This window comes from Ruegeria sp. CF2 (assembly GCF_056537385.1).
Window position 1 is genome coordinate 332,445 of record NZ_JBQFRL010000001.1, and the last position, 17,368, is coordinate 349,812.

A 17,368-nucleotide genomic window follows, 5' to 3' on the forward strand; every position below is an offset into this window, starting at 1 on the left:
TCGTCCCTCATGATCAAAACGCTTTACCGCGAGCAGAGACCGGCCACAGGGTCTCGACCCTTCCGCTGCGCACGCCAACATACCAGTCGTGCACGTTGCAGGTCGGATCGCAGTGCCCGGGGACCAGACGCAACTTGTCGTTCACCCGCAACACGCCGTTGGGGTCGCCGATCACACCGTGTTCGTCCGAGCATTTCAGGTATTCGACATCATCGCGGCCAAAAATCACCGGCAAACCGCTGTCTATCGACTGTGCCTTGAGCCCTGCGTCACAGATCGCCTTGTCCGGTTTGGCGTGGCTCATGACGCTGGTCAGAATGAACAAGGCGTTTTCCCATTCGCCCCGATCGATCCTTTGGCCATTCCGGTCCAGAATCCGCCCATAGTCGGCATCCATGAACGCGTAGGACCCGCACTGCAATTCGTTGTAAACGCCCGAATTGCTTTCGAAGTAATAGGATCCCGTCCCACCACCCGAAACCAGTTCGCACTCAATCCCGTCCGCCTTCAGCCCGTCGACGGCGTCCTGCACCATGGCGATTGCTGCATCCAGTTTTTCCTTTCGCGCGTCATAGCTATCGAGATGTTGCATCGCGCCCTGATATGCTTGGAGGCCGGTGAACTTCAGGTGCGGTGCCGCCTCGACTGCGCGGGCAATGGCAATGACGTCAGCCGTACTGGTCACGCCACAGCGCCCCGCGCCGCAGTCGATCTCGACCAGGATCTCCAGCTGCGTTCCATGGGTCTGCGCCGCAGAGGACAGCGCGGGCACATTCTCGATGTCATCCACGCAGACCAGCGTTCGCGCGCCCAGCTTCGGCAGCCGAGCCAAGCGGTCAATTTTGGCCGGATCGCGCACCTGGTTTGACACAAGGATGTCCTTGATCCCGCCACGCGCAAAAACCTCGGCCTCCGAGACCTTTTGACAGCACACGCCAACTGCGCCGCCCAGTTTCTCCTGCAGGCGCGCGACGTCCACAGACTTGTGCATCTTGCCATGCACCCGATGGCGCATACCATGCGCTTTGGCGTAGTCGCCCATTTTGCGGATGTTCCGCTCCAGCGCGTCGAGGTCCAGTATCAGGCAAGGAGTCTGGATTTCGCTTTCATCCATGCCGATTGCTGCTGGGACGTCGAAGCCGACGTCCAATTGATCGATGTTCACGGGTTTGTTCATCCTTCTCCTCCTTGCCCGGCCAACCAGGGCAGCTTGTCCAAATCCACATTGCCGCCGGTCAAGATCACGCCGACGCGTTTGCCTCGAAAAACCTCGGGGTTGTTGAGAATGGTTGCCAACGGAACGGCCGAAGATGGCTCAATCACCAGTCGCAGGTGTTTCCAGGCCAGTTTCATGGCCGCCACGATTTCGTCTTCGGAAGCCGTGAAGATGTCGGCAACGTTCCGCGACACGAAGTGCCAGGTGTTTTCCTTCAGCGGAACCAGAAGGCCATCGGCCACCGTCTTGGGTGCGTCGTCGGCGATGATCCGACCGGCTTTGAAAGATCGGTATGCGTCATCAGCCTGCCGAGGTTCCGCGGCATAGATCGCGACATCAGGGGCCAGATTCGATACCGTCAGGCACGTGCCCGACACCATTCCGCCGCCGCCGATCGGAGCGATAACAGCATCAAGCCCACCTGTTTGTTCCAGCATCTCGGCCGAGCATGTGGCCTGTCCTGCAATGACACGCGGATCGTTGTAGGGGTGCACGAATTCGCCACCCGTTTTGGCCTGCACCTGGGCAAAGGTCGCTTCGCGCGATGATGTCGATGGCTCACATTCGGTGATCGTGCCGCCAAACCTACGGACCGCGTCCTTTTTGGCCTGAGGTGCAGTGCGTGGCATGACGACGTTGCAGGGAATACCGCGTCGACCGGCCGCATATGACAGGGACAGCGCATGATTCCCGCTGGAGTGGGTGCAGACGCCGTTGCCGGCGATCTCGTCGGGCAATCCGAATACCGCATTGCAGGCGCCGCGAACCTTGAAGGCTCCGGCCTCTTGCAGGTTCTCGCACTTGAAAAAGAGCCGTGCGCCGGTTTGTGCGTTCAGATACTCCGACGACAGGACGGGTGTACGCCGGATATGTGGTTTGATCCGTTCCTGCGCTGCGCGCATGTCGTCGATCGTCAGATCTGCAGCCGAAAGCGTGTCCAACATACCGATCTCCTCAAGCCGCAGCGCGCGAGCGGTTGGTGCCGTTTGCACGGAAGTATTCCTGCGCTGCCGCCACGCCGCTGCCCAGTTGTATCGGGTAGTTCAGATCGGCCATCGCCATCTCGATCGTGGCGAGGCCGGACAGAACCATGACGTCCGTCAGGCTGCCCAGGTGACCGATGCGAAACGCCTTGCCGTTCAATTGGCCCAGGCCGATCCCGAAGGACACTCCATAGGTGTCATAGGCATGGTTAGTCAGGACATTGCTGTCGAACCCATCGGGCACATAGGCTGCGCTGACAGTGTCCGAGTAGAGGTCCGGCGATTGAGCGACCAGGCTCAATCCCCACGCGTCGACGGCCCGACGCACGCCTTCAGCCAGACGGAAGTGACGGGCGTAGACGTTGTCCAGGCCTTCGTCAAACAGAATGGACAGGCTTTCCTGCAGTCCGCAGATCAGTTGCAGCGGCGGCGTGTAAGGAAACCCGCCCGAGGCATTGGCGTCCAACATGTCCCGAAAGTCGAAATAGGTGCGGGGCAGCCGCGCACCATCCATCGCTGCCAGCGCTTTGGGGCTGACGCACAGGATTGCCATTCCAGCGGCCAGCATGAACCCCTTTTGCGACCCCGAAACCGCAATATCGACGCCCCAGCCATCGAATTCGAACGGCATCGAGGCCAGCGAACTGACGCAATCGACCATCAGCAGGGCAGGGTGCGCCGAGGCATCCATCGCCGATCGGACCGACAGGATATCCGAGCGCACGCCGGTGGCCGTTTCATTATGCGTCACCAGAACCGCCCGGATGTCGTGGTTCCGGTCGTCGGCGAGGATCGACTGAAACCGATCGGCAGGTGCCCCGCTGCCCCATGGGCAATCGATGACTTGCACGTCCAGCCCATGCCGTTGGCAAAGGTCGATCCAGCGATGGCTGAATACGCCATGGCGGGCCACAAGAACCTTGTCGCCCGGGCTAAGTGTGTTGCTGATCGCAGCTTCCCACCCACCTGTGCCGCTGGATGGAAAGGTCACAATCTGACCCGTGGTCGACCGGAATACCTGCTTGAGGCCCTCGAGTACCGGCGCAAAGGCCTGAACGAAATCCGGCGCGCGGTGGTCAATGGTCTGGACCTGCATCGCGCGCAGGAGGCGATCCGGGATATTCGTCGGGCCGGGAATGAAGACCGGGTTCTGTTTTGACATCATCATGTCCTCCGCTTTGCCCCAAGTCTGTCTCCGCGTCGGCGGTGATGCAATTTTCTTGAAAAATATTTTCATTATTTCGAAAAAATTCGTAACCTGCCATAAAGGCAGGATATTCACTTTCTCATTTCGCTGAGTGTTTGTGATCAGCTGAGAAAGCCAGACGGCCGTTCGGCCAAAATGAGGGAGAATCACAATGTCAGCCCAGAAGCGCCCGCGCGGCCGGCCCAAGTCGTTGTTCAAAGAAAGCTCGGCCGGAACCATGCAGGCGTTGGACCGTGCGCTGGGGGTCTTGACCACGGTCGCACGGCTTGAACGCACCGCGCTCAGCGACCTCGCGCGTGAGATCGACGTGCCTACTGCAACCACGCATCGCATCCTGACGACCTTGCAAAAGCATGGGTTCGTCAGCTTCAGCGAAGAACGTCAGGAATGGATGATCGGAGTCGAAGCCTATCGCACAGGCGCTTCGTTTCTGCGGCACAACAGCGTTGTCGAGATCGGCCGGTCAGTTCTTAGACGCCTGATGCAGGACAGCGGAGAAACTGCGAACCTGGCAGTTCCCGACGGGTCGGAAGTGGTGTTTGTCGGGCAAGTCGAGACATCGAACCCGATCCGGGCGTTCTTTCCGCCGGGCGCGCGCACACCGATGTATGCCTCGGGTACGGGCAAAGCGATCCTGGCGGCCATGACCGAGGCATCCCGGGCCAAGGTGTTGGCGGACACCAAGCTTGTGCCGTATACGCCCAATACTTGCGCCACATTGGATACCTTGCGCGAGGATCTGACCGAAACGCGGCTGCGCGGATGGTCTTATGATCGAGAGGAGCGCCACTCGGGCATGTCCTGCATCGGAGCCGCGATCTTCAACGACAAGCAGGAACCTTGCGCCGGAATCTCTGTCTCGGGGCCGACCGCGCGATTCAATCCGGACCGGGCACCCGAGCTTGCCGCCCACGTCGTTCAGGCTGCGCAAGAGATCACGCGGTTGAGCGGTGGTCAAAGTCCGGATCAGTCAGACCGATCAGACGGGTGATTGACCCCGTCATTCCAAGGAATCGGCCCGTGGGTTCTGGGGTTTCCGCCCTCGATGCAGCCAAGGTTGACGCCACACTCCGCCGGATCCGAGCGTCTTTGGTGATAAACGTATATCCCGCAGGTCTTGCAGAAATAGTGTTTCGCCGTGTGCGTTCCCCACGTGTAGAGGCTCAGGTTCTCGGCGCCTTCAAGAATGCGCAGGCTCTCGGTCGTGGCCGTCACGGCGGCGGCCCCGCGGCGGATGCAGAAGGAACAGTCGCATCGGGCAGCCGTGGACAGGCCACCGGGGAACTCGGCCTCGATCTTCACGGCGCCGCAATGGCAGATGGCAGTCATTCGGGTCAACGGCGAGGTACTCTTGGTATACGGGACTGGCTGAGCTTGTAGCGGTGTTCGGGATGTGGCGGGTGACCATGGGTACGGTTCCAATAAGCTGGTCCGCCTCGTTTCAGCCACATCGGGATGCACAGAACCAAACCGATCACAAAGCCACCAGTATGCGCCCAATAGGCGACACCGCCGGCGTCAGGGTTGCTGGACACGCTGCCAAGGAACTGCATTCCCAGCCAGACGCCCAGCATCACGAAGGCCGGGATGGTGAAGACCCGGAAGTAGATGATCAGAATCAGCAGGATATCGACACGCGCCTTTGGGAACATCAGCAGGTAGCCCCCCATCACGGCCGCAATTGCGCCGGACGCGCCGATGGTGGGAACCAACGACCCGGGAGCCGTGACGATATGGACCAGCCCGGCGCCGATACCCGCGACCATGTAGAACAGCAGGAAGGGCAGGTGGCCCATCTCGTCCTCCATGTTGTCGCCGAAGATCCACAGGAACAGCATGTTGCCGATCAGGTGCATCCAGCCGCCATGCAGGAACATCGACGTCACCAGCGTTTCGAGCGCCACGCCGTCGCTGATGCGGGCAGGGATGATCGCATAGTCGAAATAGAACCGGTTGATCAGCCGGGCGTCGTCCATGAATCCGACATAGCTGAGGAAAATCAGGACATTCGCCGCGATCAGCGCATAGACGACAAAGGGCGTCCGCCCCGAAGGGTTGTGGTCTCGAATTGGAAACATGGGGGGACGCTGGGCTTTTCCCGACCCAGCGTCAAGTCAGCTTATGCCGCTCCGCCCAGTAGTGCGGCGTTTCCTCCGGCAGCCGTGGTGTCGACGCAGACATGGCGCTCGGCCATCACCCGCGACCGGTCGGGTAAGCCGGGAATCAGCGGCAGGATGGGGCCGTCTCGCCGCGCCAGATGGCGCTCGATCTGGCGCGCGGTGTCCGCATCACCCCACCACAGAACCCCCGATATTCCCGGCAGGTTCTCAAGCCGGTGCAGGTCAAGCGCGCCCTCGGTCTGAATCGCGGTGCCGCCAAGCGCGAGAATGGCGTTTGCCTGCGCCTTGGCCGCCTCGGGGCCGGGGCCCAGGCACAGGAACGGCGCGCGGGGAAACTCGGTCAGCCGGTTCGATTCGCCGGTCGGTCCGGGCATCGAACGGGTCGTCGGCGCGGCAGGCTGCCCGATCGGTGCGGGCAGGTCGGCTGGGGCGGACAATTCCGCGGCCACGACCTGTCGGTCCGGGGCGCAGAAACGGGCCAGATAGTTCGGGCCGCCCGCCTTGGGGCCGGAGCCGGACAGGCCTTCGCCGCCGAAAGGCTGCGAGCCGACGATCGCGCCGATCTGGTTGCGGTTCACGTAAATATTACCGGCGTGGATCGCCTCGGTCACGTGCTGCACCCGGTCGTCGATGCGGGTGTGCAGGCCGAAGGTCAGGCCGTAGCCGGTGGCGTTGATGTCGGCGATCACCTGGTCGATCTCGTGTGACTTGAACCGGGCGACATGCAGGACAGGGCCGAAGATCTCGCGTTCCAGCGCATTGATGCCTGAGACCTCGATCAGCGTGGGCGCCACGAAGATCCCCTGGGGCGGCAGCGCCAGTTCCTTCAACACACGACCCTCGGCGCGGGCCTTGGCGACGTGGTCGGCGATGCCCTGTCGGGCCTGTTCGTCGATCACCGGGCCGCAATCGGTCGAGAGCAGCCACGGATCGCCCACCGACAAGGCGTCCATCGCGCCCTTGAGCATGGTCAGCACGTCATCGGCGATGTCGTCCTGCAGATACAGGCAGCGCAGGGCCGAGCACCGCTGCCCCGCCGACTGGAAGGCGCTTTCGATGATCGACTGCACGGCCTGTTCGGGCAGGGCAGTGCTGTCCACGATCATCGCGTTCAGCCCGCCGGTTTCGGCGATCAGCGGTGTTCCGGGCCGCATGTGCTCGGCCATTGCAGCGCGGATCTTCAATGCCGTCGCGGTCGAGCCGGTGAAGGCCACGCCCGAGACGCGCGGGTCCGACGTCAGCGCGGCCCCGACCGATGGCCCGCCCGGCAGCAATTGCAGCGCATCGCGCGGCACGCCGGCTTCGTGCAGCAGCTGCACCGCCCGGTGGGCGATCAGCGGAGTCTGCGGCGCAGACTTGGCCAGAACCGCATTGCCCACGGCGAGCGCTGCCGAGATCTGCCCCGTGAAGATTGCCAGAGGGAAGTTCCACGGGCTGATGCAGGTGAAGCTACCGGCAGGTTCTGCGTCGGGGATGCTGGCGGCGTAGTAGCGCAGGAAATCCACCGCCTCGCGCAGTTCGGCGACCGCGTCGGGCAGTGATTTGCCGGCCTCACGCGCAAGAAGGGCGAAGAGCTCGCCGTAGTTGGCCTCGTAGAGGTCGGCGGCGGCATTCAGGACGCGGCCGCGCTCGACCGCTGAGGCCTGCCACGGAGCAGCTGCGGCCAGCGCCAGTTCCACATCCGCGGCGCTGGCCGGGGCGACCGCGCCGGGCCGGTCCTCGGGCAGGGCGGGGTTGATGACAGGTTCCTCGGCCTCGGGCGCTGCGTCACCGGCCAGCAGGGGCTGCGCGAACCAGTGATGTGCGCGAAAGGCGTCGCGGGCGGCATCGATCCGGTCCAATGTCGGTGTGTGATGCAGGTCGAACCCTAGCGAGTTTGGTCTTTCAGGTTGAAACAGTTCGGGGCCGGTTGGGATGTGGCGTGCAGGTTTCCGCACGGCCTCGAACGGATCAGCGGCCACCACTTCGGGGGCAACGTTTTCGTCCACGATCTGGTTGACGAACGAGCTGTTGGCGCCGTTTTCCAGCAGCCGGCGCACCAGGTAGGCCAGCAGGTCGCGATGCGCGCCAACCGGCGCGTAGATGCGGCAGCGGGTATTGCGTTGGTCCTTGACGATCTGGTGCAGGGTCTCGCCCATGCCGTGCAGGCGCTGGAACTCGAAGGGCTGGCCCTCGGCCATGTGCAGGATCGCGCTGACCGTGTGGGCGTTGTGGGTCGCGAACTGAGGATAGATCCGGTCGGTCATGCCCAAGAGCTTGCGGGCATTGGCGATGTAAGAGATGTCGGTTGCCGCCTTGTTGGTGAAGACCGGGAAGCCGTCGACGCCCTCGACCTGCGCGCGCTTGATCTCGGTATCCCAGTAGGCGCCTTTGACCAGACGCACCATCAGCTTGCGGTCGTACCGCTCGGCCATGTCATAAAGCGTGTCGAGCACCAGCCCGGCACGCGGCCCATAGGCCTGTACCACCACGCCGAACCCGTCCCATCCGGCCAGCGCTGGCTCGGACAGCACCGCCTCAATCACCTGCAGGGACAGCGACAGGCGGTCGGCCTCTTCGGCGTCGACGTTCAGGCCCATTCCGGCCGCTTTGGCCAACAGCGCCAGCGCCCGCAGACGCGGCACCAGCTCGTCCATCACGCGCTGTTCCTGCGCAACCTCATAGCGCGGATGCAGCGCCGAAAGTTTAACCGAGATGCCGGGGTTGGCGCGGATGTCGTCCTGCGTGCAGGCATCGGCAATCGCCGCGATGGCACGGGAATATGAAAGGTGATAGCGCGCGGCGTCCGCCTCGGTGCGGGCGGCTTCGCCCAGCATGTCGTAGGAATAGGTATAGCCCTTGGCCTCCATCCCGGCGGCGCGTTTCATGGCGGACTGGATGGTTTCGCCCAGAACGAACTGACGGCCCATTTCCTTCATCGCGCGGCCCACCGCAGTGCGGATCACCGGCTCGCCCAGCCGCTTGATGGCGCCGCGCAGGGCGCTGACCGGCGAGGCCTTGCCCTCGTCCAGCACCTTGCCTGTCAGCATCAGCGCCCAAGTCGAGGCATTGACCAGCGATGACGACGAGTGGCCCAGGTGCTTGCCCCAGTCCGAGGGTGCGATCTTGTCTTCGATCAGCGCGTCGATCGTGTCGGCGTCGGGCACGCGCAACAGCGCCTCGGCTAGGCACATAAGCGCGATGCCTTCATCGGTGGACAGGCCGTATTCGGCCAAGAACACCTCCATCAGCCCCGGCGCGGTGCTGGAGCGGATGTCGCGCACCAGTTGCGCGGCCGCCGCGCAGATGGCGGTGCGGTCCGCTTGGGTCAGGGTGGCCTGATCGGTCAGGGATTGCAGCAACGCGGTCTGGTCCGCGTAGGTCATGGAATCGATGGTGTGGCGCAGGCTGTGGGTCATGTGTCCTCCGGTCTTTCACGCAGTATACTTGCGATTTTGCGGGACAACGGACCGAAAATGAAATATCTGACACCCGATGTCCTGAATATCGGATTAAATGCCATGCGAAACGACTTTCCGGGTTTGGACCGGTTCGACCGCGCGATTCTGTCCATCGTGGCCGAGGACGGGCGGATCTCGGTCGCTGATCTGGCTCGGCGGATCGGGCTGTCGAAATCGCCGACACAGGCGCGGCTGAAACGGCTCGAGTCCGAGGGGGTCATCACCGGCTATCGCGCCATGCTGGATCCAATCCGCCTAGGGTTGGACCATGTGGCCTTTGTCGAGGTGCGCTTGACCGACACGCGGGAAAAGGCGCTGGCTGAGTTCAACGCGGCTGTCCGCAAAGTGCCCGAGATCGAACAAGCGCATATGATCGCGTCGAATTTCGACTATCTGCTGAAGGTGCGGACCGGGTCGATGACGGAATATCGCGCGGTTCTGGCCGAAAAGATTTCGTCGCTGCCGCATGTAGCCAGCACCTCAACCTTCGTGGCGATGGAGGCGGTGAAAGAGACCGGGCTGGCCGATGCCATCGATGGCGCGGGTTGACGAAAGGGCGATCCGCGTCACCATTGAACTATGAGACACCTTATTCTTTCCACAGTTCTGAGCGCGGGCGTTGGGATCCCGGCAATTGCTGAGACCTGCCCGCCTGCGCCCGATCACGCCGCCCGGCTGGGTGAACTTATCGGTCAGATCCAGCAGGCCGAGACCGAGATGGCCGCGCGCGAGATCTCGAACCAGATGTGGGAGCTGTGGGCCGACGCACCTGACGAGGCCGCGCAGACCGTATTGGATCAGGGCATGTCCAGACGTAATGCCTGGGATCTGTTGGGGGCGCTGCAGGATTTCGACCGTTTGATTGCATATTGCCCCGAGTATGCCGAGGGCTACAACCAGCGCGCATTCGTGAATTTCCTGCGTCAGGATTTTGAATCGGCCCTGACCGATCTGGACCGCGCACTGGAACTGTCGCCGAACCATATCGCAGCGATGAGCGGTCGTGCGCTGACCCTCATGGGTCTGCAGAGAATGGAAGAAGCCCGCGTTGCACTGGCAGAGGCGCTGGAACTGAACCCGTGGCTGCCCGAGCGTCACCTTGCAGCCGATGGTGGGCCTTTGGCGATGCCGGGCCAAGATCTCTGAACAGCACTGTCACCCCCGACCCTTCGCCGGGGGTGATCGCTGAGGTAAGACGGTTCAGCCGACCAGTCCGTTGTCCTTGCGTTTGATCGCGATGATCGAGGAACGCGGCGTGCCCCCATCTGGCCAGGATCCACCGGGGTGCTGGATGCCTACGAACATGGTCCGGCGGTCGGCCGACCATGTCAAACCTGTCACCTCGCAGCCGTTCGGGCCGGTCATGAAGCGAACGATTTCACCCGTGATCGGGTCGCCGGCCAGCATCTGGTTGTTGCCGTGGCCTGCAAAATCGCCTTCGTTGTCGTCGTTCCCGTCGGTCTGGATCCAGACCACACCGGTGCTGTCGATCATCATCCCGTCGGGCGAGTTGAACAGGTTGCCTTCGTTTACGTTCTCGGAGCCGGCATACGCATCGGAATGCACTGTCGGATTGCCGGCCATGACGTACAGATCCCACTGAAACGCGGTTTCTGCATGATCCTGGTTGGCTGGCCGCCAGCGAACAATCTGCCCGTATTTGTTGGCTTCCCGAGGGTTGGGGCCATTGACCGAAGTATCATCGCCACCCGCGTTGGGTTTGACTCCGCGGTTCTTGTTGTTGGTCAGGCAGCAATAGGCCTCGGCAAGAACCGGGCTGGTTGCAACCCATTCCGGTCGGTCCATCGTGGTTCCACCGGCCTCAGACGCAGCGATGCGGGCAAAGATCAGAATCTCGGCCTCGTCCATGCCGGTGGTTTCCGGCGTCAGCGGCACCCATTCACCGGACATGTCGTCGTTGAATCTGGCCACATACAGCGTGCCGTCATCCAGCAAACCTTCGGTATCCCCGCCGGGGGTGTAGACGCCGTTCGAGACGAATTTGTACAGGTACTCGCCCCGCTCATCATCGCCCATATAGACGACAACGCGACCATCCTTGGCCAACTCGACCGCGGCGTTTTCATGTTTGAACCGCCCAAGTCCGGTATGCTTGACCGGGGTGCTGTTGGGATCGGTCGGGTCGATTTCGACCACCCAGCCGACGCGATGTGGTTCGTTGGGGTTCTTCGATGTGTCAAACCGCGGATCGAACAATTCGTACCCGTTCCAGCTTTCGGCCTTGATGCCGTATCGCTTGAAGCCATCCGCGACCTTTGGAGTATATGTCGCGCTTTCGTTGCTGGAGCCGAAGTAGCCGTTGAAGTTCTCTTCGCAGGTCAGGTAGGTGCCCCAAGGTGTCTTGCCCGAGCCGCAATTGTTCATCGTGCCCAGCGACGTTGTGCCGGTCGGATCGGCCTCGGTCTTCAGCAGGTCGTGGCCAGCTGCCGGCCCCACGATCTTCATGGGGGTGTTGTGGTGAATTCGGCGATTGAAAGGGCTGTCCTTGACCACGGTCCAGCCATCCGGGGTTTCGGCAATTTCCATCACCGTCACACCCTGCAGGTTCTGCAACTTTCGAACGTCATCCGCGTTTGCGGGCACACCTTCCTGCGCTGCGGGCAGGTTGATTTTGCGATTGGGATACTCGTGATTGATGGCGATCAACTGGTGCCCTTGGAACGAGAAGGTTTCCATACCATCAGTGTTTTCGCCAAAAACCTTGTCCGAGTTTTCGACCGGTCCACCATCGGTGATGTCATACCCGTCAGCCTCGGAGAACAGCGGATCGCCCCAGCGCATGAGGACTTTCCATTCATACCCCTCGGGTACATGCACGGTGCCATCGGTCTGGGCCGCGATCGGAGTGAAGGCAAAACGAGAAGCGGTCTGTGCGTAGGCTGAGGTCGACCCCAGCAGACCGCTGCCCATGGCCGCAGCGCCCGACCCGAAGGCCAACACTCCGCCCAGAAAGCCGCGTCGCGACAGGGCGCTTTCGACGACGCGGTCAAAGTCGTTTTCGTCGGGGCGGGGAAAATGCAGTTCGTCCCAATCGTCGGCGGAAAGGGTGGCTGGATCAACGTCTTTCATTGGATGATTCCTCGCTGTCGGAATGAATTTGTGAAACGGATTTAGGAACTGATTGTTACAGGTACTTAACAACCCCATTAACCGTTTGGGGCGGTACACACGCTAAGCAGGTTTTCGCGAACGGCAAGCACTGCAATCGTATGCTGCGCCAGTGCGCGACCCCAAAACAAGTGCAATTCAGAGCGATGGGCGGTTGGCCGCGCAGTCTGCAATGGTTGACCGCAAGCAGGCAGTCGCAAAAGCGATGCGTAGGTGGATTTCGGTTCTTGACGACGGCCCGGGCATGGACTACTCAGCCCTTCACCAAGCGGGTATAGCTTAATGGTAAAGCCCCTGCCTTCCAAGCAGGCTATGTCGGTTCGATTCCGTCTACCCGCTCCAACCTCTCCGGAATAAGTTGCGTCAAAAAGCCCTTGTCGGGGTGCTATTGCGCGCAGTCTCCTTGACCCGGCGCGCCTGCGCCGCCAAGAAGCCGTATCGCGAGTCCCAGAAGGTAAAAAGGGTCAGGCATGGCAAGAACACGCTCCGCCAACCAAGCAAACGTGCAGGCGCCCGGTGCTCATGAAGATCGACCCGGATCCCGGAAGCTGAGCGTGCTGGCCTCTTTGTGGCCGTTCATGAAGCCTTATCGACTGCTGATGCTTGGGGCGACGCTGGCGCTGGTTCTGACGGCCAGCATGACCCTGACCTTGCCTTTGGCCGTGCGGCGCGTGGTCGACAACTTCCGCATCGAAGACGGTGAGCTGCTCGATTGGTATTTCCTGGCGGCGCTGGGCATCGCAGCGGTTCTGGCGGTGGGAACGGGTATCCGGTACATGCTGGTGACCCGGTTGGGTGAACGTGTGGTGGCTGACATCCGCAAAGCCGTCTTTGACCGCGTCATCGGCATGAGCCCCGCCTTCTACGAACGCATCATGACCGGTGAGGTCCTGAGCCGTATCACCACCGACACAACGCTGATCCAATCCGTTCTGGGGTCGTCGGTGTCGATCGCATTGCGGAATTTCCTGATGTTCATCGGCGGGCTTGTGCTGATGTTGCTGACCTCGGCCAAGCTGACCGGGCTGGTTCTGCTACTGATCCCGGTGGTGGTGGTGCCGATCCTGGTTCTCGGGCGTCGGCTGAGGGTCATCAGCCGCGAAAACCAGGATTGGATCGCCGCCTCGTCGGGCAATGCAGGCGAGGCGCTGGGCGCCGTTCAGACTGTACAGGCGTTCACCCATGAGGACGCCAGCCGCCGCCAGTTCGGTGACATGACCGAGACCTCGTACCATGTGTCCCTGCGCCGTATCCAGACGCGGGCGGTTCTGACGGTGATCGTGATCTTTCTGGTGTTCTCGGGGATCGTCGGCGTTTTGTGGATGGGGGCGAACGATGTGCGCAACGGCGTGATGACCGAGGGCGTGCTGATCCAGTTCGTGATCTATTCGATCATCATGGCCGGGTCCGTGGCCGCGCTTTCCGAAATCTGGAGCGAGTTGCAGCGCGCCGCAGGCGCCACCGAACGGCTGGTCGAGTTGCTGAACGCCGAGGATACCGTCAACGACCCGGCACAGCCCAAGGCGCTGCCGCAGCCGGTCAAGGGGCAGATAACCTTTGACAACGTCACCTTCCGCTACCCGGCCCGGCCCGACGTTCTGGCACTGGACGACCTGTCGCTGACAGTGAACCCGGGCGAGACCGTGGCCTTCGTCGGACCCTCGGGCGCGGGCAAGACGACCGTGATCCAGTTGATCCAGCGGTTCTACGACCCCGAGGCCGGTCAGGTCAGCCTAGACGGGATCGATCTGGGCGACATGCGCCGCTCGGATTTCCGGCAGCACATGGCGCTGGTTCCGCAGGATCCGGTGATCTTTGCGGCCTCGGCGCGCGAAAACATCCGGTTCGGACGGCTGGACGCCTCGGATGCCGAGGTCGAGGCCGCGGCCCGTGCCGCCGCGGCGCATGACTTCATCTCGGCCCTGCCCGAAGGCTATGACAGTTTCGTCGGCGAACGCGGCGTGATGCTGTCGGGCGGTCAGAAACAGCGCATCGCCATCGCGCGGGCGATTTTGCGCGACGCTCCGGTTCTGCTGCTGGACGAGGCGACCTCGGCGCTGGACGCCGAGAGCGAGCGCGCCGTACAGGCCGCTGTCGACCAGATGCGCGCCGGGCGCACCACCCTGATCGTGGCGCACCGTCTGGCCACCGTGAAAAAGGCCGATCGCATCGTGGTGATGGAGAACGGCCGGATCGTGGCGCAGGGCACCCATGACGATCTGGTGGCGCAAGATGGGCTTTATGCGCGTCTGGCGCGTCTCCAGTTCACCGATGGTGTGGCCGCCGAGTGAAGTGACGCGCGGGCATTTCGCGAACCGCCGTAGCGTCATTCTACTTTTTCCCCTTGCCCGAGGGTAAGCCCTCGCTTGCGCAGGGCTGCATTTGCTTACATCTTGGACGCAAGACAGCCTGCAAAAATGCAGGGTAAAAAAGGGGAGGAACCACATGGCCTTTGTGGGCAAGGAAGACAAACTGAGAATGGAGCAGGAAATGCCGTGGGAGGACCGCGATGTCCCCGTCACGTTCCATCAACTGCTCTCGCGGACGGCCACCAAGTTCCCGGATCGCAACGCGATCAGTTTCCAGCTCCTGTCCGGCCCAAAGGACAAGGCCGAAACCCTGACATGGTCGCAACTGCTGGCCAAGACGAACCAGGCGGCCAACCTGTTCCGCTCTTTGGGGGTCAAGGAAAACGACGTGGTGGCCTATGTGCTGCCCAACTGCAACGAGACGCTGGTCACCATGATGGGCGGCGCGGTGGCCGGGATCGTGAATCCGATCAACCCGCTGCTCGAGCCCGAGCAGATCGCGTCGATCCTGCGTGAGACCAAGGCCAAGGTCGTGGTCACGCTGAAGCCATTCCCGAAAACGGACGTCGCGCAAAAGGTCGCCGAGGCCGTGCGCCACGCGCCGGGTGTCAACACCGTGTTGGAGATTGACCTGAACCGGTACCTGACGCCGCCGAAATCGTGGATCGTGCCTTTGGTCCGGCCCAAGATGACCGACAAAGAGCATCTCGCCCACGCCGACTACCTGGATTTCAACAAGGAACTGGCCAAGCAACCCACCACGCTGACCTTCGAGGACAGCAAAGAGGACCGTGTCGCCTGCTATTTCCATACTGGCGGCACCACGGGTATGCCGAAGGTCGCGCAGCACAAATATTCCGGCATGATCTACAATGGTTGGCTGGGCCACACGCTGCTGTTTTCGGAAGAGGACGTGATCATGTGCCCGCTGCCGATGTTCCACGTCTTTGCCTGCCATGTGATCGTGATGGCGGCGGTGTCGTCGGGCGCCCATGTGGTGTTCCCGACCCCCGCCGGGTATCGCGGCGACGGCGTGTTCGACAATTTCTGGAAGCTGATCGAACGCTGGAAGGTTTCGTTCATCATCACCGTGCCCACGGCGATTTCGGCCAAGATGCAGCGTCCGGTGGATGCCGACATCTCGACCGTCAAGACGGCCTTCTCGGGTTCGGCTCCACTGCCGGTCGAGCTGTTCCGCCGGTTCGAGAAAGCGACCGGTGTGACCATCGTCGAAGGCTATGGCCTGACCGAGGCCACCTGCCTGGTGTCCTGCAACCCGGTGGATGGCGAGAAGAAGATCGGCTCGATCGGGATTCCGTTCCCGTACACCGACGTCAAGATCCTGCGCGACAGCCCCGAAGGCCCCAAGGAATGCGCGGTGGACGAAGTGGGCGAGATCTGCGTGTCGAACCCGGGTGTCTTTGCCGGGAACACCTATACCGAGGAAGACAAGAACGTCGATCTCTACTATTTCGACAAGTACCTGCGCACCGGCGACCTGGGACGGTTCGATGCGGACGGGTATCTGTGGATCACGGGCCGCGCCAAGGACCTGATCATTCGCGGCGGTCACAATATCGACCCGGCCGAGATCGAAGAGGCCTTGCTGGGCCATGACGCGGTGGCCTTTGCCGGTGCCATCGGCCAGCCCGACGCCCATGCGGGCGAGGTTCCCTGTGCCTTTGTCGAACTGGTCGAAGGCGCCAGCGTGACCGAGGAAGAACTGCTGGAATACTGCAAGGTGCACGTGCACGAACGCGCGGCGCATCCCAAGCACATGACCATCCTGCCCGAACTGCCGAAGACGGCGGTGGGCAAGGTCTTCAAGCCCGAGCTGCGCAAACAGGCGATCACGCGGGTCTACAACCAGGCGTTGGAAACCGCCGGCGTACCGGCGCGAGTCGTGTCGGTCATCGACGACAAAAAGCGCGGCCTTGTCGCGCAGCTTGACGCGAACGGCGCATCCGAGGACGATGTGAACCAGGTGCTGGGCAACTTCACCCGGCCGTGGGAATGGGCCGACTGATCCGGAGGGGCAATGGATTATGAACGTCTGATCGACGAGGAGACCTGGGCGTTCATCCGGCGCACCGCCGAAAGCTATCCCGAAGACGCGGTGGATCGGTCCATCGAGGACCAGCGCCGCGTCTATGACGACATGTGCCGCGCGTTTCGGCAGCCGCGTCCACCGGGCGTCGAAACGCGGGACAGCTCGGCCGATGGGGTCGGGGTGCGCATCTATTCCTGCGGAGATCCCACCCGAACCGTCGTCTACATGCATGGCGGCGGGTTCGTCGTGGGCGGGCTGGACAGCCACGATGACGTCTGCGCCGAACTGTGCGCCCAAACTGGCTATCGGGTGGTGGCGGTCGACTACCGCCTGTGTCCTGAACATGTTCATCCGGCGCAGTTCCAGGATTGCTGGACCGCGGTGAACTGGGTGGAATCCGAATTCGGCGATCCGCTGGTTCTGGCCGGGGACAGCGCGGGCGGAAACCTGGCCGCAGCCGTCGCCCATCACGCGCGCGGGCGCATCGGGAGCATCCTGGGGCAGGTTCTGATCTATCCCGGTTTGGGCGGCGACCCGAACCAGGGATCGTATATCGAACACGCCCACGCCCCGATGCTGACGCGCGACGAGGTCCTGTTCTATGAAAAGGTCCGCTGCGGCGGCGCCGTCCCGGAACATGACCCAACATTCGCACCCCTGCACGATACCGACTTTTCCGGGCTGCCGCCGACGGTAGTCGTGACCGCCGACTGCGATCCCCTGCGTGATGACGGAGCCGCGTACTGCGCCAAAATCACCGCCGCCGGCGGGCAGGCGCATTGGATCAACGAGGCCGGACTCGTGCATGGATACCTGCGCGCCCGCCATTCGGTGACCCGCGCCGCCGACAGCTTCGAACGGATCTCGATCGCGGTCGAGGCGCTGGGGCAGGGGTTGTGGAACTACGACTGACC

13 protein-coding genes and 1 tRNA gene are annotated in these 17,368 nt (G+C 62.4%); 7 read left to right on the forward strand and 7 right to left on the reverse strand.

Annotated features, from left to right (window positions below; translation table 11 throughout):
* Window positions 1-13: 13 nt before the first annotated feature.
* The 3 genes from bhcC to bhcA are packed head-to-tail and all read right to left on the reverse strand — an operon-like array spanning window position 14 to window position 3,361.
* Complete coding sequence (gene bhcC / locus ACR0IR_RS01635) at window positions 14-1,177, reverse strand: 3-hydroxy-D-aspartate aldolase BhcC (RefSeq protein WP_170364736.1); 1,164 nt, start codon at window positions 1,175-1,177, stop codon at window positions 14-16.
* Complete coding sequence (gene bhcB, locus ACR0IR_RS01640) at window positions 1,174-2,160, reverse strand: beta-hydroxyaspartate dehydratase BhcB (RefSeq protein ID WP_170364734.1); 987 nt, start codon at window positions 2,158-2,160, stop codon at window positions 1,174-1,176. The genes bhcC and bhcB overlap by 4 nt, the downstream gene beginning before the upstream one ends.
* A 10-nt stretch (window positions 2,161-2,170) precedes the next feature.
* Window positions 2,171-3,361: an L-aspartate--glyoxylate aminotransferase BhcA gene (gene bhcA, locus ACR0IR_RS01645; protein ID WP_170364732.1), complete on the reverse strand. Its 1,191-nt coding sequence runs from the start codon at window positions 3,359-3,361 to the stop codon at window positions 2,171-2,173.
* A 196-nt stretch (window positions 3,362-3,557) separates the two neighbouring features.
* Between bhcA and ACR0IR_RS01650 the strand changes: the two genes are divergently transcribed.
* Window positions 3,558-4,397 carry an IclR family transcriptional regulator gene (locus ACR0IR_RS01650; RefSeq protein WP_170364730.1) on the forward strand — a complete coding sequence of 280 codons (840 nt, stop codon included), beginning with the start codon at window positions 3,558-3,560 and terminating at the stop codon, window positions 4,395-4,397.
* On the opposite strand, the gene ACR0IR_RS01655 is transcribed toward ACR0IR_RS01650, so the two are convergent.
* Genes ACR0IR_RS01655 through putA form a run of 3 tightly spaced genes read right to left on the reverse strand, consistent with a single transcriptional unit; the run spans window position 4,373 to window position 8,924 of the window.
* A complete protein-coding gene (locus ACR0IR_RS01655) occupies window positions 4,373-4,735 on the reverse strand; it encodes a GFA family protein (RefSeq protein ID WP_170364729.1) in 363 nt (120 codons plus the stop codon). The genes ACR0IR_RS01650 and ACR0IR_RS01655 overlap by 25 nt on opposite strands.
* Window positions 4,736-4,740: 5 nt before the next feature.
* Entirely contained in the window at window positions 4,741-5,484 is a 744-nt protein-coding gene (locus ACR0IR_RS01660) for a rhomboid family intramembrane serine protease (RefSeq protein WP_170364727.1), read from the reverse strand.
* A gap of 41 nt (window positions 5,485-5,525) precedes the next feature.
* Window positions 5,526-8,924 (reverse strand): bifunctional proline dehydrogenase/L-glutamate gamma-semialdehyde dehydrogenase PutA, encoded by a 3,399-nt coding sequence (gene putA, locus ACR0IR_RS01665; RefSeq protein WP_170364725.1) that lies wholly within the window; start codon window positions 8,922-8,924, stop codon window positions 5,526-5,528.
* 102 nt (window positions 8,925-9,026) lie between these two features.
* Between putA and ACR0IR_RS01670 the strand changes: the two genes are divergently transcribed.
* Together ACR0IR_RS01670 and ACR0IR_RS01675 are read left to right on the forward strand one after the other, a co-directional pair.
* Window positions 9,027-9,515: an Lrp/AsnC family transcriptional regulator gene (locus ACR0IR_RS01670; RefSeq protein ID WP_170357186.1), complete on the forward strand. Its 489-nt coding sequence runs from the start codon at window positions 9,027-9,029 to the stop codon at window positions 9,513-9,515.
* Window positions 9,516-9,545: 30 nt separating this feature from the next.
* Window positions 9,546-10,112, forward strand: a complete 567-nt coding sequence (locus ACR0IR_RS01675; protein ID WP_170364724.1) for a tetratricopeptide repeat protein — start codon at window positions 9,546-9,548, stop codon at window positions 10,110-10,112.
* Window positions 10,113-10,166: 54 nt separating this feature from the next.
* Here the strand turns inward: ACR0IR_RS01675 and ACR0IR_RS01680 are convergent, their stop codons facing one another.
* A complete protein-coding gene (locus tag ACR0IR_RS01680; RefSeq protein ID WP_170364722.1) occupies window positions 10,167-12,056 on the reverse strand; it encodes a PhoX family protein in 1,890 nt (629 codons plus the stop codon).
* A 307-nt stretch (window positions 12,057-12,363) separates the two neighbouring features.
* On the opposite strand from ACR0IR_RS01680, the gene ACR0IR_RS01685 reads away from it, so the two are divergent.
* The 4 genes from ACR0IR_RS01685 to ACR0IR_RS01700 all read left to right on the forward strand — a co-directional run bounded on the left by ACR0IR_RS01685 (window position 12,364) and on the right by ACR0IR_RS01700 (window position 17,366).
* Window positions 12,364-12,437 (forward strand) — tRNA-Gly (locus tag ACR0IR_RS01685).
* Window positions 12,438-12,565: 128 nt separating this feature from the next.
* Complete coding sequence (locus tag ACR0IR_RS01690; protein ID WP_170364720.1) at window positions 12,566-14,386, forward strand: ABC transporter transmembrane domain-containing protein; 1,821 nt, start codon at window positions 12,566-12,568, stop codon at window positions 14,384-14,386.
* A 154-nt stretch (window positions 14,387-14,540) separates the two neighbouring features.
* Entirely contained in the window at window positions 14,541-16,430 is a 1,890-nt protein-coding gene (locus tag ACR0IR_RS01695) for an acyl-CoA synthetase (RefSeq protein ID WP_170364718.1), read from the forward strand.
* Window positions 16,431-16,442: 12 nt separating this feature from the next.
* Entirely contained in the window at window positions 16,443-17,366 is a 924-nt protein-coding gene (locus tag ACR0IR_RS01700) for an alpha/beta hydrolase (protein WP_170364716.1), read from the forward strand.
* Window positions 17,367-17,368 lie beyond the last annotated feature (2 nt).

What these genes read in the sequence shown, in the direction of transcription:
- ACR0IR_RS01650 (WP_170364730.1), top strand. Translation starts at nt 3,558, where the DNA reads ATGTCAGCCCAGAAGCGCCCGCGCGGCCGGCCCAAGTCGTTGTTCAAA.
- bhcA (WP_170364732.1), bottom strand. Translation starts at nt 3,361, where the DNA reads ATGTCAAAACAGAACCCGGTCTTCATTCCCGGCCCGACGAATATCCCG.
- ACR0IR_RS01695 (WP_170364718.1), top strand. Translation starts at nt 14,541, where the DNA reads ATGGCCTTTGTGGGCAAGGAAGACAAACTGAGAATGGAGCAGGAAATG.
- ACR0IR_RS01675 (WP_170364724.1), top strand. Translation starts at nt 9,546, where the DNA reads ATGAGACACCTTATTCTTTCCACAGTTCTGAGCGCGGGCGTTGGGATC.
- bhcC (WP_170364736.1), bottom strand. Translation starts at nt 1,177, where the DNA reads ATGAACAAACCCGTGAACATCGATCAATTGGACGTCGGCTTCGACGTC.
- putA (WP_170364725.1), bottom strand. Translation starts at nt 8,924, where the DNA reads ATGACCCACAGCCTGCGCCACACCATCGATTCCATGACCTACGCGGAC.
- ACR0IR_RS01690 (WP_170364720.1), top strand. Translation starts at nt 12,566, where the DNA reads ATGGCAAGAACACGCTCCGCCAACCAAGCAAACGTGCAGGCGCCCGGT.
- ACR0IR_RS01655 (WP_170364729.1), bottom strand. Translation starts at nt 4,735, where the DNA reads ATGACTGCCATCTGCCATTGCGGCGCCGTGAAGATCGAGGCCGAGTTC.
- ACR0IR_RS01670 (WP_170357186.1), top strand. Translation starts at nt 9,027, where the DNA reads ATGCGAAACGACTTTCCGGGTTTGGACCGGTTCGACCGCGCGATTCTG.
- ACR0IR_RS01660 (WP_170364727.1), bottom strand. Translation starts at nt 5,484, where the DNA reads ATGTTTCCAATTCGAGACCACAACCCTTCGGGGCGGACGCCCTTTGTC.
- ACR0IR_RS01700 (WP_170364716.1), top strand. Translation starts at nt 16,443, where the DNA reads ATGGATTATGAACGTCTGATCGACGAGGAGACCTGGGCGTTCATCCGG.
- ACR0IR_RS01680 (WP_170364722.1), bottom strand. Translation starts at nt 12,056, where the DNA reads ATGAAAGACGTTGATCCAGCCACCCTTTCCGCCGACGATTGGGACGAA.
- bhcB (WP_170364734.1), bottom strand. Translation starts at nt 2,160, where the DNA reads ATGTTGGACACGCTTTCGGCTGCAGATCTGACGATCGACGACATGCGC.